This window comes from Flectobacillus major DSM 103, from assembly GCF_000427405.1.
Taxonomy (GTDB): domain Bacteria; phylum Bacteroidota; class Bacteroidia; order Cytophagales; family Spirosomataceae; genus Flectobacillus; species Flectobacillus major.
The window spans coordinates 251,497-270,389 of sequence record NZ_KE386492.1; the positions used below are offsets into that span (position 1 = coordinate 251,497).

Consider the following 18,893-nt stretch of genomic DNA (forward strand, 5'->3'; position numbering starts at 1 on the left):
TAACCTCTAAAATCTAAAAATCATGTTATTCAATTATATCAAAATAGCGTGGAAAGTCTTACTTCGGCATCCATTCTATACTTTTATTACGCTTTTTGGCATCACGCTTACACTCACGGTGTTGATGGTGATTACTTCTTTTATCGACCATTTGGTGGGGAGTCATTATCCAGAATACAAAAGAGATAGGTCGCTCTATATTATGAATATTGCCTTGCGAGATTCAGCCAGAACTTCTATGAACGGCGGCCCAATTTCATATAGTTTTGTAAAAGAACATATCAAATCGCTGAAGACACCCGAAAAAGTAGGGTTCTCTACGATGATTAGTTCGGCTAATTCCTATTTGAATGGAAAAAGAATCAAAGTGAGTACCAAGTTTTGTGATGCTACTTTTTGGGAAGTAACCGACTATGAATTTTTAGAAGGAAAGCCTTTTAACGACCAAAATATTGCCAATGGCGAACACGTAGTAGTGATTACCGATGCTATGAAAAAACAATATTTTGAAGACGAAACAGCTTCTGCTATTGGCAAAAGTATAGAAGTAGATAACGAGAAATTTAAAGTTATTGGCGTAGTAAAATCTGCTCCTGTCACTCGTATCATGACTTTTTCGGATGTGTTTTTTCCTTATAATTTGCCTAAAAGTAATTATCAAACCAAAGGCTTACAAGGTAGTTTTACCGCAATCATTTTGGCAAAAAACAAAAGCGATTTCAAAGCTATTCAAGATGAATTTGATGCTTCTGTCAGACGAATTCCTTTGCCTATTATGAATTGGGGGAATAGGTATGATATTATCGACATCAAGGCACAATCGTATATAGATACTTTTTTGTATAGTTTTTTAAGAGATGGACAAGATATTTTTCTGTACGTTGGTATTTTCTTTATTCTATTGATGCTGATGGGTTTACCTGCTATCAATTTAGTGAATTTGAATGTGAGTAGAATCATGGAAAGGGCTTCCGAAATTGGGATTCGTAAAGCTTTTGGTGCTCCTTCGAGTTCTTTGGCTTGGCAATTTATTATTGAAAATATTTTTATTACGATGATTGGCGGTTCGTTTGCTTTAATCCTTACGCTCATTATCATCAGTATTTTCAATGACAGTGGCTTAATTCTTCATGCCGATTTGAGTATCAATTTTAGTGTATTTGGTGTGAGTTTATTGGTTTGTTTAGTTTTTGGTTTGCTCTCAGGCGTAGTTCCTGCCCTCAGAATGTCGAAAATGAAAGTTATTGATGCACTGAAAAGCTCTTAGAGGCTATCGGACTTCGGCTATCGGGTTTCGGAGTTTTAGCAATGAGCTTTTTATAATGCGTAGCGGCAAACCCTTGCGGTTGCCGTTCAACAGGGCAAATGTAAACGTGGCAATCGCAATAGGGCAACCGCAAATGAGGAAAACGCAATAGGGCAACCGCAAACATGGAAAATACAGCAGGGCAAATGTAAACATGGAAAACGCAATAGGGCAACCGTAAATGTGGAAAACACAGCAGAGAAAATGTAAACATGGAAAACGCAATAGGGCAACCGCAAACATGGAAAATACAGCAGAGAAAATGTAAACATGGAAAATGCAATAGGGCAACCGCAAGGGTTGCCCCTACAAAATATTGTTGGTGTAAGAATGCCTCACAAAAGGAATTTCGGTATTAAAAATCACTCACTCACTAATTCACAACAGATATGTTAGCTCATTTATTTAAACTCATCTGGAACAAAAGACGCCATCATACTTTATTGATGGTCGAGATTTGGTTTTCCTTTTTGGTACTTTTTGGCGTAATGTCGCTGATAAGCTACAATTTTAAAAACTACTTAGATCCCATCGGTTTTGAATATGAAAACGTTTGGGCTTTGGAACTCAACAAAAACCTAGATACTACAGCCATCACTGAAAAATTAAATACAATTTATCAGAAAATTAGAGCATATCCAGAAGTAGAGGTAGCAACAAGAATGTCTTTTAACTCACCTTTTTCGTTTACCAATCATAACGGGGGTATTTCTTATAAAAAAAGTCATGCTCAAGCTGATTTTTACTTCACTGATGAAAATATAGCAAAAACCTTAGGTATAGAAGCCGCTCAAGGGAATTGGTATAAAAAAGCCGATGCTATATCCAAATTTAAGCCTGTGGTGATTAATCGAAAAGCCAAGGAAAGCTTATTTGGTGATATAAACCCAATTGGAAAAGTGCTGGTCGATAGCCAGAAAGTAGTAGGCGTGATTGACAATTTCAAAGCTAAAGGAGAATTTACTAATAATGAACCTTGTATTTTTACCTTGATTGATGAGAAGTATGATTATGGTAAAATACTGATTAAAGTAAAGCCTGGTACAGATGCTAATTTTGAGGCAAAGCTTACAAAAGATGTAGGTGCTATCGCTAAAGATTGGACAATCGAAGTAAGTTATTTGACTGACCAACGCCAAAATCAGCATAATTTAGCCTTAGTGCCAGTAATTGTTTTTTTGATTATTACTGTATTTTTATTGGTCAATGTAGCAATGGGCTTGTTTGGGATTCTGAATTTAAACATTGCCAAGCGCCGTGAAGAAATTGGTGTTCGCCGTGCAATGGGAGCTACAGAAGGCAGTATCAAACTTCAATTTGTTGGCGAAATGTGGGTAATTGCTACATTCGGTATCATTATTGGGATTCTTTTTGCAGTTCAATTCCCTTTAATGAATATTTTTAACCTTGAGTCCAGTATTTATTGGATGGCAATAGGGCTTTCTGTCATAACTTTATATGGTATCATAACGCTTTGTGCCTATCATCCAAGCCGACAAGCTGCCAAAATCCAGCCAGCAATGGCCTTACATGAACAATAATTACTACTTATTTAACTCATGATATTATACGTTGGCTTCTCTAAAAGCCAACGTATAAAAACTCAATATAGAGCTTACGAGAAGCAAGCAAAGATAAACAACTCGCCATGCTAATAGCTTCTAAAGTAAAGATATTCAGCTAGTTTGTTGTTTTCTTATAGATTTAATTAAAGGGAAGTAAGGATTATAATAGAGTTTCTGCTTCTCGGTAAGCCCTGTACTGAGTTATGAATTTATGTATCGTCTTGTATTTAGCCTAAAAATGGCATTGATACGTGCCTGAATTTCGAGGGGATTAAATGGCTTTTCGATAAAATTATCAGCTCCTAAATTCATACATTCAATTCGTTCGTGGCTTTCGGCTGAGCCCGATAACAGAATAATTGGCAACTCGGCATATAAATTGCTTTGTCGAAGTGCTTTGATGAGTTCTTTGCCATTCATTTTGGGCATATTTAATTCTGTAATCATAAAATCAATATCCTGACCTGAATTCAAATAGCTCCAAGCTTCTAATCCATCATTTTTCAATATAATGTCAAATTCTTCTCCCAAAAAACGTTCTAAGACATGATGGGTGGTTTCGGCATGATCAACTACAAGCAATTTCTTTTTAATATTATTATTCATCATAAGGGTGGTTGGTAAAGTAAAGGACTTTAATTTTTGACAATAAGTTGTATTAATAGAGAATTTGCAGATGTAGGAAATGAAAATAAAGTAAATTTTATATGTTAGTGCATAATTGTTAGTTTTAATGCAATAATCATGCCTTAAATGTAGAAAATCCTGATTTTACTATTTTATAAAAAAAATACATGAAATAATTATATTTATGAAGAAAGAAGAAAATAGATGATTGCCTGAATATCAGCGATTCCAGTTTTGAAACACAAAAAACGATATTTTAAAAATTATACTAATTTACTAAATTAAATGGAGTTGTAAAGAGCAATATATACAGCTAAATTCCATAAGGATTTGTGCTATTACTGAATATTTTATGTATTTATGCCCTGTTCTTGTAATATATTACGGAGAAGTGGCTCAAGGTCGGCCTGTTGGGTTTTTGATTTGATTTGGGTGGTAAGGTTATCGTATTCGGTTTGTGATGGAATTTTATCAATTTGATAAGTCAAAATTTTCACAAGTTTAGCATATTTCCGTTTCTGATACCAAACAAAACCAATAATACCGCAGGCTATAACACCTAGCGTAACCAGCAGCTCGGTTGCTTGTTTTTGAACAAAAGGTAAATCTTTATATACAAGCTTATCGATACTTTTCTGAAGGCTGTCAATACTTGGCTGTAAGGCCTTGCTCACTAACAATTGCATATTTTTTTGGGTATTTTGTCCTAATAAATGATTCATAAATAAGGCTATTTTGGCTTCAGAAGATGGTGCCGCTAGCGAATCCAAGCCTTTTTGAATCATATTGCTCAATAGATGTTCGGTATTGTGGTTGAGTTTTCCTGTAAGCTCGCTCACTAAATTAATCAGAAATTTTTTTAGCTTTTCATCTTGAACGTTACCCTTGATTGAGTTGAGTTGTATGTTGAGTGTTTTTCCGAGTTGGATGAGTTTTGCCTCCGACAGGTTTCCGATACTATCTAAGGTTTTTATGAGTTTTTGTACATCAGGGTTTAGCGTATCCATACTTCCTTTCAAGCCCCCAATAAGGTTTTGAGTAATCAATTGTGCCTTTTCACTTGCTCCGAGGGCAAGATTTTGTCCAGCACGTCGTGTTAGTGTATCTATTTCTGGATGAGCAGACCCGACGGCCTTTTTTAATGAAAGTTTATCTACTTCGTTCTTGATTACGCCACAGCTTAGTAATTGAGACACCAGCATGGTTATCAGAGCAATAGTAAAAAAATATGTTAGCGTTTTCATGATAAATAGGACGTTTTGGGCAAAAATATTCCTGAAAATAGATTAAGAAGTTTATTCAAAATTGTAGATTATCGTTGATTTTGACGACATTCTGCCAGTAAATCCTTTGGGCTTATATCCGTGTACTAATTTCTATTTCATCGGCTCTATTGGCATCGTCGTTCCAGCGTAATAGAGGCTTAAATTGACAATTTTGATTTTCATCAATTTGGATATACAAAAAAGTAAAAGTACGGTCTTGACGAATAGCAGCACTTGAATTTTCAACAATAGGAATCCATGTTCCAGTATTAAAAAAAGCTTTTCCTTCAAAAAAAAGCTGATAGGGATTATGTGTATGACCCATTGTAATAATCTGTAAATGAGGGTATTGAGTAAAAATATCAAAGGCGTTTTTGGACAAATCGCTAGGTTCGGTAAGTCTGAATTTTACTAATAACCTCCCAAAGAGGTAAGATAATACCAATAAGCCAAGATTCTTGAGAGGACTAAGCCATGATAAACTAATATCCGAGAAAGAACCTGTTTGGTATTCTTTGAAAATAAGATAAGCCGTAATGCCAATTGGCACAAGAACTAAGCCAATAAATGTAAGAAAGTGGCCAAATACATATAAAAACTCCTGTTTTTTAATAAATTTTAGTATGTAAAATAACCTTTTGAATACTAATTCTATGGCCAATGGAAAACGCTCTCGTATCAAAATTGGTAATATATTGCTTGTTGGGCGTACATTGTCGAGAAAAGGGTAGTCTATTTCGATACGATTGAGCAAATATCGATTCACAAACGAACCCAAAGGCAATCGCAATTGTCCTGATTGTGAGCCTTCTAACGTATCAGAACCAACAATAGACGTAAATGTGTCATATTGATGGCCATGTTCAATATAGATTTTCTGGTTGATAATGAGGCTATCTTGATAAAACAAAATATCGTTTTGAGAAAAATCAACATTGGATTTAGGCACTCTGTTTTCTTGAACGAGTACGCTAAAATAAGCCTGTACTTTGGGCCAATACCATTCAAAATCATGATTTCCCTTCACGATAATCATATTGTGGTTCGGCTGGCTCATCCATTTTCCCAATGCCGCAAAAAGTTTTGGATGCCCCAAAGCTACCTGTTGTAATTTCCAAATACTTTTAAAATCATCAGTTTTAAAGCCGTATTTATTTTCATCTTTGTATTCAACACTATTCTGCAACTCTTGGGGTGTTTTATGAATATCAACCTTTTTGAGCCAAACCGACCATTCTAAAAAATTAAGGTTTTGAAGTTCGTTAGGTTGAAAAATCACACGTAAGAAGTCGATAAAATCACCATTGATAATTAAGGTAGCCTTTTCGTGTTGAGATTTTTCGATACAATAATCTATCCAACGGGCAAATGAAGCATCGGCAAAAAAATTTTCAGTACCTGTATAAAGACCCGATTTTTCTCGTCCTCTTGATATATGCAAATCACTAATAATAAATAAATGTCGGTCGTTGAGTTCCAAATTTTCGACAGGATGTTGCGGCTTTTTATGGGACATATCTTTACAAAAAACAAATGGAGGGTTTATGCTTAAAGATATAGCATTATGTTGAATTATGCTAGCGTAGAAATACTGTATTTATTGAAGGATAAAAGATGTAATTACATGCTTGACTGAATTTTTATGATAGCTCAATAGTTGGTCTAGTATTTGATTGATTGCCTGATCAAATAAGCTCTATACAAATTTGGCATAAGTATTGTATTTTTGATAACTTTCTGATAATCAATATGTAATATCAAAAAAAAGATACCTTGTTACTTTATATACTAATCATAAAAAAATAGGCCGTAGATTATACCCATTGGGCAACCTACGACCTACATTATTGATTCTGAAGGGTTATTGTTTATTTTCCAGCCGTGATACTCAGTAATTCTTTGTCATGATGAAATTTAAGAACCGACTGATTATCAAAAATCATTGTAGCTCCTTTTTCGGCTGAATAAGGCAACCAATTAGGTAATCCTTTGTGATTAGGATTTCCTGTTTTGGCAAAATTTATCCATGCCTGACTCATTTTGTCGGCCAACAAATGAGCTTCTTTTCCACCTCCTGTCATTTCTTCACAACGAGCAATATTATTAAAAACAAATGCCAAATCAATACAGTGAATAGACTTGTACATACCATCCATTACGGGCGACTGCCAGGTGAACATATAAGCGTATACTGGAGCTCCACCAAAGTTTGATTTCATATTGGCGTGTTTAACAGTTCCTGGGCGAAACATATTTACGTCAATATCAATAAGATCGGAAGGTTTGGTTGTATTTGGATATGCCTTTTCTACAGCCTGAAGGTAATTATCTGTTTGGTCGGCATATTTTTTCTTCAAAAAATCAATAGCTTGTTCTTTACTAAACTCACGAATAGCAGGATTCATAAGTGATGCCATAAATTCATTTTTGGTCGAACCTATAAGTAATGGAATGTCTTTGGCAAGTGCCATACCCGCTGGGTCAACTTGCTGATAAGGTAAGAAATCGCCATCGTGTACTGGCCCCCAACCTAAACCACCACCCACAAAGCTTTTACCCTCTGCTTTCATTTGGCTTTGTACTTTCTGGATAGCTTTTTTGCCAGCTTCATTCAGTTTTTCGTATGAAATTTTCTGTAACGAATCTACTTGATTAGGCTTTAGACCAAGTACTTCCAACAATGCCTCACCTACACGTTTGCTATCTTCTTGTTCTAAGAAACTAGTACGATAGCTCCCACTTTGATTGATAGCTTTGTGAAATAAACCCTTGGCCGATGGAGCATACATCAGGGTTGTTACCTTAGCTCCACCACCCGACTGGCCAAAAATAGTAACATTATTAGGGTCACCGCCAAAGTTTGCGATATTGGCTTTTACCCATTCTAATGCCACTACAATATCCATCATGCCTACATTGGCCGATTTTTTATATTTTTCGCCAAAGCTCGATAAATCACAAAAGCCTAGAATATTTAAACGATGATTGACCGATACTACCACAACATCGCCCTTTTTACTAAGATTTTCGCCGTCATACGAAGGTAATTCAATAGCCGAACCCGCAGCAAAACCACCTCCGTGCAACCATACCATCACAGGACGCTTTTTTTGATCGTTGATACCGGGTGTCCATACATTCAAGGTTTGACAATTTTCGTTGGTATAACCCCAGTTATGATTAAAAGCAAACTCTAATACATCAAAAACCGATGTAGTTGGGTCGGTTGGGCAAACAGGCCCGTAGGTCATCGAACTTCTTACGTCTGTCCATGCTTTGGGTTTGCTTGGTGGCATAAAACGCTCAGATTGAGCATAAGGAATACCTTTATAAGTAAAAGTATTGTTGTGAATATAACCTCTTACTTTGCCAAGGTCGGTAGCCACAACGGCGGTTTTGGCATTAGCAATAATAGGATCGGCTGTTTGGGCTTTGCTTGATTGTGTTGGCGACAGGCTTAATAACACTGCTAACGAGCCTAACAAAATTGTAGCGTTTTTTTTCATTTGGATAGTATTTTCAAGTTAAATAAAGTTGAGACAAGGATAATTTAAAGGAAAATCAATTGTCTCAATATGAGACTTTAGATTACAAAAGTCTAAAAAATATTTAAAAAAATGCAATTATGTCTAAAATTTATTTGAAAATTTAATACTCAGGCAAGGAAACTAAGAATATTCGGGTATAAATCAGGTTAGGGTGTCTTTAGAACATAGTTATTCATCCCCTTAAAATGATATTATGTCTAATACCTCAAATTATCGTTGGAAAATTGTTGTTCTTTTATTTTTTGCCACAACTATCAATTACCTCGACCGTCAGGTGATAGGTTTGCTAAAACCTACGCTTGAAAAAGAATTTAACTGGTCGGAATCTGATTATAGCAATATTATTATGGCTTTTACGGCTGCTTATGCCAGTGGTTTTTTGTTTTTTGGCGGTATTATCGACCGAATCGGCACAAAGCTAGGATATACTATTTCGGTAGTTTGGTGGAGTTTGGCGGCGGTTTTGCATGCAGCCGTAAGTAGTACTTTTGGCTTGGCGAGTATGCGGATGCTGTTGGGCTTAGGCGAATCAGGCAACTTTCCTGCAGCTATCAAAACTGTAGCCGAATGGTTTCCTAAAAAAGAACGTGCTTTGGCCACAGGAATTTTTAACTCAGGTGCAAACATCGGGGCTGTGGTTGCTCCGATCATGGTACCTTGGATATTGGGTCTTTACGGCTGGCGAGAAGCATTTTTGATTACAGGAGGAATAGGGTTTATCTGGTTGATTTTCTGGAAATTATACTACGAAACTCCTACCAAGCATGCCAAAGTTTCACAAGAAGAACTAGCCTATATTAATAGCGATACCGACGAAAATATTGCTAGCAACGAAGAACCCGTAAAATGGCTACAGTTATTCAAAATACGCCAAACATGGGCATTTGTTTTTGGAAAAATGCTTACCGACCCAATTTGGTGGTTTTTCTTATATTGGTTACCATCGTATTTTGCCGAAACATTTCAGCTTGATTTAAAGAAACCAAGCCTAGAACTTATCGTGGTATACACTGCCACAACCCTCGGAAGTATAGGCGGTGGGTATTTGTCAGGATATTTTATCAAGAAAGGCTGGACCGTTTTTCGAGCAAGAAAAACAGCTATGTTTGGTTTTGCCTTAGCGGTAGTTCCTGTATTTTTGGCTCAATACTGTACCAATATTTGGCAGGCTGTGGCCTTGATTGCCTTAGCAATGGCAGCACACCAGGCTTGGAGTGCTAATATTTTTACCACAGCATCCGATATGTTTCCTCGAAAAGCCATTAGCTCGGTTGTAGGTATTGGTAGTATGGCTGGTTCTGTGGGTGGGATTTTGTTTCCTATTTTGGTAGGAAAACTTTTAGATACCTACAAAACCGCAGGCGATATTACAATTGGGTACAATATCATTTTTATGATTTGTTCAATGGCATATTTATTGGCTTGGTTGGCAATGCACTTATTTGCCCCAAAAATGGAAAAAGTAAAAATGTAGTAGCAATAAGACTTTCATTACCACCACTATAATCGTTATTCTGATGAGCTAGCAACAACGTTGCTGGCTCTTTTTTGCTTTTTATAGGATAGGAAGTAAATCAATAGTCAATTTATTTAGACTTATTTTAAATAATATTTGTCTGACATTCGTTTGGTATATATATTTGTACTATTATTTAAAATTTAGCAAGTAAAGAATGAATAGTCCTAAAAAACATTTACACGAACTGTACCAAAATACCAGAGGAATTACTTGGCAGTGTGACTTGACAGATAGAATTTATGTGCAGTTTAATGACACCTTGGCTGCCTTCAAAATTCAGGATTTTATGGCATTTCGTCGTAAAGTATATGCTGTGGATATTCATGAAATGATTTTTAATTTATCTGATAGCTTTGATTTTGAAGTAATTGAAGCTCCACAAAATCAACTTTCTTTACAATTAACCCTCTGTGAAATTATCCAACTTCGCGACTTACTAGATGGAACCAAATTTGTTTTATCGCTCAATAGTATGCTTCACGAGGTACTTGGCGATGTGGTATTAGTATAGCAAAAATATATTGACCCAAACGGATAACTAGCTCCTGATTATCCGTTTTGTAGAAAAGATTACCTCAACGATTTTGATAAAGTAAAATGTTGGCATTAGTTTTATGTAAGTATTACTAATATCTGGTGTATCATCACAAGCCAAAAAGCAATATAACTGTTTGTATAGCTCCCTTCTCCCAACTTCTTTTTGTACAATTTCTACTATAATTCTAGATATTTATTTAAGATTTTACCTACTAAAATATCAGAATAATCGTTTAACTTGCATTATTCTTTAAAGTTATACAAAAGTGATTTCCCGATATATCCCATGAAAAGAATGTCCATTAAAGAAGTGGCAGAAGCTTTAAGTATCTCAACTGCAACTGTTTCTTATATTTTAAATGATAAAGCCAAAGAAAAACGTATTAGTGCCGAACTAACCAAAAAGGTATTGGCATTTGTAGAAGAAAACAACTTTAAGCCCAATCATTTAGCTAAAAGCCTAAGAACAGGTAAAACCAATGTTATTGGTCTAATTGTGGAAGATATAGCCGACCCCTTCTTTGGGAGTATCGCTGGGAACATCGAGAATATTGCCTACGAAAACGGCTACAAAATTATTTATAGCAGTACTAAAAATGATACCAAAAAGGCCAAAGAATTGATAAATACTTTTCGTGAAAGAAATGTAGATGGTTATATTATTACACCAACTGAAGGTATCGATAATGATATTAATGACCTGATAAAGAGTAACTTACCTGTGGTATTGTTCGATAGAAATTGTATAGACCTCAATATTAGTTATGTTGGAATGAACAACTTCAAAAGTGCTTATGAGGCCGTTCGTTACCTGATTAGCCAATCGTACAAGAATATCGCTTTTGTAACCTTAGACTCGGTACAACCTCAGATGATAGACCGCCTTTTGGGCTATGAAAGAGCTGTTAACGAGCATCGTTTGCCTTCAATCATTAAAAAATTTGATTATTTAGAAGCCAAAAAAAATTCGATTACAGAAAATATTGTTGCGTTGCTCGATGAAACTCCTCAAATTGATGCCATATTTTTTGCTACCAACTATTTGGCTATTAGCGGTATTGAAGTTATGAATCGTTTGAAAATTCGTATTGGCCAGCAAATTGGTATTATGGTTTTTGACGATAACGATTTGTTCAGAATACACCAACCTTCTATTTCGGCGATTGCTCAGCCTGTATTGGAAATGGCTAAAGAATTGATAACCAATCTTTTAGAACACATGGAGAATCCTAGTGACTATCAGGCCAAAACCAGTATTATTCCTGCCCAACTCGTTTTGAGAGACTCCTCTAGTAAATAATATGCTATGTTGGCTCTGGCAAGTAAGCCTACAATTAAATACAATGAAGTAGTTTTGCTTAATTGATTAAGTAAAATCTTAACCATAGTTTTTTCATAAAATTTTTTTCAAATACTATTTACGAGGTTGATAAAATTGACTGTTTTGTAAGGTAAATTAATAAAATATGTATTTAGGAATAGACATAGGTGGTTCGCACATAACGGCTGCACAAGTAAACGTTAAGCATGGATTAGTTATAGAACAATCATTAAGAAGAACCAAGCTCGACCCTCATGCCAGTGATGAAGAAATACTAACCTGTTGGGCCGATACCATTATCGCTGTGGCAGGAGGACAAGCAGATTATTTGGTAGGTATTGCCATGCCTGGCCCATTTGATTACCAAAACGGTATTTGTCTCATGAAAAATGTCAATAAATATGATAGCCTTTTTGGCATGAATATTAGAGACGAATTAGCGAAAAGGCTACAGCTGAGTCCCAACAATATTATATTTAGAAATGATTCAGAGGCATTTTTAGATGGAGAAATGGCTTTTGGGGCTGGCAAATCCTTCCATAAAGGCATAGGAATAACCTTGGGTACAGGTTTAGGAACGTCTGTTTATCACGACGGCAAATCGTTTGATATGGGCTTGGGTATCAATCAGCCTTTGCACAGTGGTGTTGCCGAAGATTATATCTCGACAAGGTGGTTTGTAAACCGATTTCAGGAACTTACACAAACCAATATTTTGGGCGTAAAGCAAGTGGCTGAATTGTATCATACCGATGAAATTGCCCGACAAATTTTTGAAGAATTTAGCCAAAATATTACGCTATTTGTACATCTATTTGTAGAAAAATTTCAGCCTGAAGTCATCATTTTTGGGGGCAATATAGCCCAATCATCCGAGTTGTTTTTTCCTGCAATAGAAGCTGGCTTAAAACATGTTTTACCGCCTATTGTAATCAGAAAATCAGTACTCAACGAAAATGCCGCATTGATGGGAGCTGTAAGTTTTGGTACTTCGATGTTGACAAAATAGGTGTTGCCAAAGCTGTAAAATATCTTACTTTTTCGGAAATCGAAGAGTCTTGTCAAAAACAAACTAACAAATCAAAACTGCTATTGAAGTATCATCAAACTGTTCGGTACAAATGAAATGGTATACACATTACAAAGTGTGATGTATATTAAATTTAGCACATATTATATCAAGCTCAAACGATTAATTAGCTGGAATGAATCCAATTTTGTTCTTCTATATATAATTAGCGATTTATGGTTTTACAGCCTATTTTTGTATTTTAGGTAAAGTAGCAATCTTAATTATTGCCCAAAATAAAGGATTGTGATACCTTCTTCTAATTACCCAGTTAATCATGTTTAAACCTAAATTTTTTATAATGAAACATCTCAAAATAGCAACAGCTCTATTTTTGGTGAGTACTAGCTGGCAAACTTATGCCCAAAAAACAGCCTCTTGGGTACTCAAAAACCCAATAGCCGCCGAAAGACCAAAAGAGTTGCTTGTATTTACTCGAAAACAGCTAAGTGCCAAACTAGGGGCCATTCCAAGTAAAAGCTATGTAACTTTTGCTTTGCCTAGCAAACAGCCTATACTGGCACAATATGATGATTTGAATGGCGATGGCCTTTGGGATGAAGTGGCCTTATTACAATCATTCAATGCTAGTGAATCTAAAACAATTTTGGCTCGAATTTCGGACAAACCTGCTACTATCAAGGCGGCTGTGTTGGCTCATGTACGTCATCAACGCAAGAATAATGATGATAGTTTTGCAGATCCTTTAGACGAAGACACCGTTTTGGGGACACAAGCAGCTACCGATTTTAGCAAACAGCCTTTACCTCCTTTTTTAACAGAAGGCCCTGCTTGGGAAAACGATAAAGTAGGTTTTAGAATTTATTTTGACACTCGTAATGCCAAAGACATTTGGGGCAAAACTACGCCACGGATGATACTAAGCGAAGTAGGACTTAACCCTGCCGAAAGTTATCATAAACAAGCAGAATGGGGTATGGATGTCCTGAAAGTTGGAAAATCACTTGGGGCGGGTTCTTTGGCCTTGGCAATACAAGACGAACAGGGAAAAGAACAATTGGTTCGCCTTGGCGGGGGGAATTTCAAGCAAGTACAGTATAAAAAAATAGCTAATGGGCCAATCAGAGCTATTTTTAAACTAACATACCATGATTGGACAATTGCTAACAATATGACTCCGATACAAGTATCTGAAGAAATAAGTATTTGGGGAGGGCAGTATTTTTATGAGAGTAAAGTGGTATTGAAAAATGCTCCAAAATCGGCCAAATTGGTTACAGGAATAGTCAATTTGCATAGCCAACAATCATATCAACTAGCTTCCAAAACAGCCAAAGTATTGTATACATTCGATAAGCAATCTGAAAATAATGATAATTTGGGTATGGCAGTACTTGTACCTACCAAAAGCTATTTAGCTTTTGGACAAACTCCCAATCAAGGTGCTGATATTCAGAATACTTATACTGTTACAGAAAAGTTAGTAGCCAGTAAGCCTAACTATTTTAGATTTTTTGCAGGTTGGGAAAAAAGTGAGCCGTTCTTCCAAACAAAAAATGGTTTTGAAACATTTCTACAACAACAAGCTGCTCTATACGACCAACCAATACAGGTTAGATAGGTAATGCGTCAAAATATACAAAAAGGGTAAAGGGTATTCATAAAAAGTGACCTTTACCCTTTTTTAGTGAAGAATAAAAGGGTGGAGCGAATCAACTATCCTGTCGAAAATAAACTATAAATTTATATTTCATTCAAAAAAACGGAACGATTACTTTTGAAATGGTATATTTTTATCTATTTTCAATAAATATTTCTGGCAACGATAGATACATATCAAGAAACCTACTCCAAACATTCATCAAATAGCTCTCAAATACAGAAATACTCCTATTAATCTTGAATAAAATCTTAGTTAAAACTTGAGCTTGCTATCGTTAACAATTAGGCTTAGGGCTAAATTTGTGTTAAGGCTAGAAGAACGGTCTTTAAAAACGACCATTCCAATAAGTATTTTTCATTTCATGTATTTAATTGATGAGGAATTTACAGCATTTTATGAACAAAGCTTGAAAAAATGCAACAAATATTTGATAGATTCGTTGATTATCAGCTAATTAAAAATATTGCTTATTAGGTTATTGCATATAATTCAATAGGCGATAGCCGATGACAGTATTTGGCGAAGAATAAAAAACGAATATTTCCTGCTTTATTTTGAATACAAATAATAGATAGTTTTATAATTTAGCTAAAAATGGTAACTTTGTTGTCCGATAATTTATAAGTTATATGACTATTTTTTAGAATCTGATACTAAAACACCAAGATAATGGACACTTTTTTTAGCCAAAACCTGCAATATTTAAGAAAACAATTAGATGGTAAGGTTTCTCAAGAGAAGCTTGCCGATGAAGTAGACCTAAAAAAATCTACCTTGGGTTCTTATGAAAGTGGGAGAGCCGAGCCGAAGTATGCTGATTTGATAAAGCTAGCGACTTATTTCAACGTAAGTGTAGATGATATGCTGACAAAAGATTTATCGTCTCACCAGCCTACCAAGCGACAAGAAGATAAACTAAGAATACTGGCTACAACAGTTAATAGTGATAACGAAGAAAATATAGAGTTTGTACCAATCAAAGCTGTAGCAGGATATTCTAATGGCTATGGTGATCTAGAATTTGTAAGTCGTTTGCCAATTTTTAATGTTCCTTTTTTACCCAAAGACAGGAAATATAGGGTTTTCCCTATTCAAGGCGATTCGATGTTGCCACTAAAAGAAGGCTCTTTGGTATTTGCCGAATATGTAGAAAACTGGCGTAGTATCAAAAATGGTACTATTTGTATTGTCGTTACCAAAGACGAAGGTGTGGTATTGAAAAAAGTTTTTAATTATCTGAGCGAAAAAAATGTACTTGTACTAAAATCAACCAATGAACGCTATGCTCCATACCCAGTTTTGGGCGATGATATTCAGGAAGTTTGGCGATTTGTTGGTTTTTTCTCTGGCGATTTTCCTATTTAGCAATCGTAGTACAACGAGGAAATATATGCCTCGTTGTACTACGATACCTCAAATTCAGCCTTGAGCCTGTTAAGGGTATCGATGGTCATGGGTTTGCTGACAAACTCCTTGACAATACCGAAATTTTGGGCTTTTCTAATATCTTCAGGGTCGATACTCGACGACAAAATAATCACTTTGGTATTGGGAAAAGTAGCCTGAAATCTTTCATTAAAAATCTCCAAAAAACTCCACCCACCCATAACAGGCATATTCAAATCTAAGAAAATAATTTCAGGAGCAACAAGGGTTGGTTCTAGAGAGATACGTTGTTGAAGGGTTTCATATAAATTAACTGCCTCTACCCCATCAGCAGCAGTTAATACAGACTGTGTGAATTGGCACTTTTGCATAGTCATTTTTAGAATGACAAGCGTAATTGGGTCGTCATCGACACATAAAATTTGATTAAACATATTTATATTTTGAATGTTAGTGTGAAAGTTGTTCCTCGATCTGTATAACTATCTATTTCAATATTACCGCCTAGCGATTTAATTTGAGCATCTACCATATACAAGCCAATTCCCTTGCTGTCGGGGTGGTCATGAAACCGCTGATATAAGCCAAAAACCTTATTCCGATGCCTTTTCAAATCTATTCCTAGCCCGTTGTCACTAAAGTACAATATAATGCAATTATCTCGTTTTTCAGTACTTAACCAAATAGATAAAGGCCGATCTTTGGCACGGTATTTCAACGAATTAGAAAGTAAATTTAACAAAATACTTTCGAGGTATGTTGCATTAAATGAAACTATCGGTGCTTTCTCAAAATCAATATTGATATTTGCCTGAGCCTCAGCAATAAGCTGATAAGTCATTTGGGTGATTTTGTGCCAAATTTCCTCAAAAAGAATATCTTCTTTATGAACATTGACGTTTTCTTTGATAATCAAAATTTTGATTAAATCATTAATAGTATCGTTGAGTTGATGAGTCGAAATCCTAAATCCTTCCAGTATCATTAGCGTAGTGGGGTCGGTTATGGTAGAAGTATCTAACAATTTTAACAAACCCACCAAGTTTGATAGTGGCGAACGCATATTATGAGAGGTAATATACGAAAATTGTCTTAAATCTTTATTATTCTGAGTTAGTTCTCTAATTAAAATTTCACGTTCTTCTTCACTTTTTTTTCTTTCAGTAATATCTTGTATAGTACTATCGATTCTCGAAGGGTTACCAAAGGTATCGAATATCACCTGTGTTTTACTGAAAAGATGCTTGGTTTTGCCATTGGGCAACATAACCCTAAATGCTTTTTCAACAGGATTATTTCCATACAAAACCGAGAACTCTAATAGCTGAATGGCTGTGCGGTCATCGGGATGTACCATTTGGATGAAAGTATCGTAAGTAAAAGTTTCGGGAGAATGAGTGATTTCAAAAATTTTATATACTTCGTCAGACCAATAGATAAAATCCGATTCGAGGTCACGCTCCCAATATCCTAAATGGGCAATTTCCTGAGCCGTTTTGAGCCTAGAGTTAGTTTGGATAATCTCTTGCTCGTCTTGTCGTTTTTGGGTAATATCATTGACCAACACCAAACTTACCGAGCGATTGTGGTATTCTACCAAGTGAACGGTTATTTCGCTAATGGTTAAATCTCCATTTTTTTTGATATGGCTGATGACTCCTTGAAAACTCGTAGGTGTGGTTTGGTAATTGTAAGGAATATTTTGCCAGAGGGCCAAGGAATCTGGATGAACAATTTCATATTCTTTCATCATTAACATTTCCTCTTTGGTGTATCCATAATGCTGAATAGCGGCCTCATTTATTTCGATAAATTGCTTAGTCTCAAAATCGCTAATCCACATAGGAAGCGGATTGATATTAAAGATATATTCATATTTTTGTTCAGAAAGAATCAAGGCATATTCATCTCGTTTTTTCTCAGTTACATCTCTTGCTACAGCATAAAAAGTCTTTTGTTGGGCATCCCAATTAGCCGACCATACCATCGGCACACCCTTTCCTTCTTGATTTATCATGGTTACTTCCAGTAGCTCGATAGGATTGCCATTCGATAGCTTTTGAAAATAATCAAGTACCATATCCTGAGCTTTTGGTGCGACAAGGTCGGTGATTTTTTTTTGTTGCAATACCGCTATTGGATACCCCCATATTTTTTCGGCAGCAATACTTATTTTTAGGATTGAGGTATCTATCGATAAAGTACAGATAATATCCAAAGATGAATTCATCAGATGGTTAAAATCGTACATAAAACGTTGTAATTCAGACTGTTTTGAAATTAGCGATTTTTCTATTTCTATGGTAGACGTAATATTTTTGCTGATACAGTAAACCCCTATAATTTGCTGATTGATAACAATAGGCGTTTTGGTGTTGTCGATGGCAAAAATATTCCCTTTTGTCGAAATTCCTCGTACTATGCCACGTGCCAGTTTTCCCTCAAGGGCATCTTGAAAACATTTTGTACTAATAGCTTGGTCATCGGGATGAATATACTTGAGGTAGGGCTGCCCTATTAAGTTTTCGGGTGTGTTTTCGAGTATTTGTGCAAGTGAGTTATTGATAATCAGGAAATTACCTTGTAGATCTACCGTACAAACAGCATCAGGGTTGTTATCAAAAAGCGACTTGTAGAGTTGCTCATTGGTTTCGATAATCGTTTTGTAGTACACCTCTTTATGAAAACCTTCTTTTTGGCTTGTAATATCATTGATAATGATAGTTATGCCCGTATCGGAAGGAATGATCTTGCAGCTTATCCAAATAGTAAAATGTTCTACAAATACTTGTAGCTCTCTAGCTACTTTCTGATTCATAGCCTGTTTGCAAGCTTGAGAAAAAGCAGGCAGAGCAAGTTCAGGAAAAAAGAACCAAAAATTATGATAGAGATTGACAGATATATTTTTCTTAAAAAGTACTTGTATTTTGAGATTGATATAAATCACTTTCCAGGTAGTATCTACCATAATAACTCCTTCTGAAATATGGTCAAGAGCCGAAAAAAGAGTATTTGGAATAAGTGCTTCTGAATGAACAGGAGCAGGCTTATAAAATTCGTTGAACTCGTTTTCTGTTTTCATGAAAACACTCTTAATTAGAATAATGAAAAAAATAATGTTGCTGT

At 35.6% G+C, this 18,893-nt stretch carries 14 protein-coding genes; 8 read left to right on the forward strand and 6 right to left on the reverse strand.

The window, feature by feature from the left end; genetic code table 11:
• The first annotated feature begins 22 nt into the window (after positions 1 to 22).
• Together FLEMA_RS0166890 and FLEMA_RS0166900 are read left to right on the forward strand one after the other, a co-directional pair.
• Positions 23 to 1,267 (forward strand): ABC transporter permease, encoded by a 1,245-nt coding sequence (locus tag FLEMA_RS0166890; RefSeq protein ID WP_026998226.1) that lies wholly within the window; start codon positions 23 to 25, stop codon positions 1,265 to 1,267.
• Positions 1,268 to 1,695: 428 nt separating this feature from the next.
• A complete protein-coding gene (locus FLEMA_RS0166900) occupies positions 1,696 to 2,847 on the forward strand; it encodes an ABC transporter permease (protein ID WP_026998227.1) in 1,152 nt (383 codons plus the stop codon).
• Positions 2,848 to 3,072: 225 nt separating this feature from the next.
• Here the strand turns inward: FLEMA_RS0166900 and FLEMA_RS0166905 are convergent, their stop codons facing one another.
• The 4 genes from FLEMA_RS0166905 to FLEMA_RS0166920 form a co-directional block, all read right to left on the reverse strand.
• The gene (locus FLEMA_RS0166905; RefSeq protein ID WP_081681447.1) at positions 3,073 to 3,480 is read right to left on the reverse strand and encodes a response regulator; all 408 of its coding nucleotides are present in this window, start codon (positions 3,478 to 3,480) and stop codon (positions 3,073 to 3,075) included.
• 368 nt (positions 3,481 to 3,848) lie between these two features.
• On the reverse strand, positions 3,849 to 4,742 hold the full coding sequence (locus FLEMA_RS0166910) for a hypothetical protein (RefSeq protein ID WP_026998229.1): 894 nt from the start codon (positions 4,740 to 4,742) through the stop codon (positions 3,849 to 3,851).
• Between the two features lie 112 nt (positions 4,743 to 4,854).
• The gene (locus tag FLEMA_RS0166915; protein ID WP_026998230.1) at positions 4,855 to 6,279 is read right to left on the reverse strand and encodes a metallophosphoesterase; all 1,425 of its coding nucleotides are present in this window, start codon (positions 6,277 to 6,279) and stop codon (positions 4,855 to 4,857) included.
• Positions 6,280 to 6,631: 352 nt separating this feature from the next.
• Complete coding sequence (locus tag FLEMA_RS0166920) at positions 6,632 to 8,269, reverse strand: carboxylesterase/lipase family protein (RefSeq protein WP_026998231.1); 1,638 nt, start codon at positions 8,267 to 8,269, stop codon at positions 6,632 to 6,634.
• 235 nt (positions 8,270 to 8,504) lie between these two features.
• On the opposite strand from FLEMA_RS0166920, the gene FLEMA_RS0166925 reads away from it, so the two are divergent.
• The 6 genes from FLEMA_RS0166925 (at position 8,505) to FLEMA_RS75800 (ending at position 15,746) form a co-directional block, all read left to right on the forward strand.
• Positions 8,505 to 9,785: an MFS transporter gene (locus FLEMA_RS0166925; RefSeq protein WP_044175644.1), complete on the forward strand. Its 1,281-nt coding sequence runs from the start codon at positions 8,505 to 8,507 to the stop codon at positions 9,783 to 9,785.
• 199 nt (positions 9,786 to 9,984) lie between these two features.
• On the forward strand, positions 9,985 to 10,341 hold the full coding sequence (locus FLEMA_RS0166930) for a hypothetical protein (protein ID WP_026998233.1): 357 nt from the start codon (positions 9,985 to 9,987) through the stop codon (positions 10,339 to 10,341).
• A gap of 312 nt (positions 10,342 to 10,653) precedes the next feature.
• The gene (locus FLEMA_RS0166935) at positions 10,654 to 11,667 is read left to right on the forward strand and encodes a LacI family DNA-binding transcriptional regulator (RefSeq protein WP_026998234.1); all 1,014 of its coding nucleotides are present in this window, start codon (positions 10,654 to 10,656) and stop codon (positions 11,665 to 11,667) included.
• 166 nt (positions 11,668 to 11,833) lie between these two features.
• A complete protein-coding gene (locus FLEMA_RS0166940) occupies positions 11,834 to 12,697 on the forward strand; it encodes an ROK family protein (RefSeq protein WP_026998235.1) in 864 nt (287 codons plus the stop codon).
• Positions 12,698 to 13,058: 361 nt separating this feature from the next.
• A complete protein-coding gene (locus FLEMA_RS0166945) occupies positions 13,059 to 14,339 on the forward strand; it encodes a DUF4861 domain-containing protein (RefSeq protein WP_026998236.1) in 1,281 nt (426 codons plus the stop codon).
• A 711-nt stretch (positions 14,340 to 15,050) separates the two neighbouring features.
• On the forward strand, positions 15,051 to 15,746 hold the full coding sequence (locus tag FLEMA_RS75800) for an XRE family transcriptional regulator (protein WP_081681449.1): 696 nt from the start codon (positions 15,051 to 15,053) through the stop codon (positions 15,744 to 15,746).
• A gap of 38 nt (positions 15,747 to 15,784) precedes the next feature.
• On the opposite strand, the gene FLEMA_RS0166960 is transcribed toward FLEMA_RS75800, so the two are convergent.
• Together FLEMA_RS0166960 and FLEMA_RS76470 are read right to left on the reverse strand one after the other, a co-directional pair.
• Positions 15,785 to 16,201 carry a response regulator gene (locus FLEMA_RS0166960; protein ID WP_026998237.1) on the reverse strand — a complete coding sequence of 139 codons (417 nt, stop codon included), beginning with the start codon at positions 16,199 to 16,201 and terminating at the stop codon, positions 15,785 to 15,787.
• Between the two features lie 2 nt (positions 16,202 to 16,203).
• Positions 16,204 to 18,849, reverse strand: coding sequence for a PAS domain S-box protein (locus FLEMA_RS76470; RefSeq protein ID WP_052354471.1), 2,646 nt, complete (start codon positions 18,847 to 18,849; stop codon positions 16,204 to 16,206).
• Positions 18,850 to 18,893: the final 44 nt, after the last annotated feature.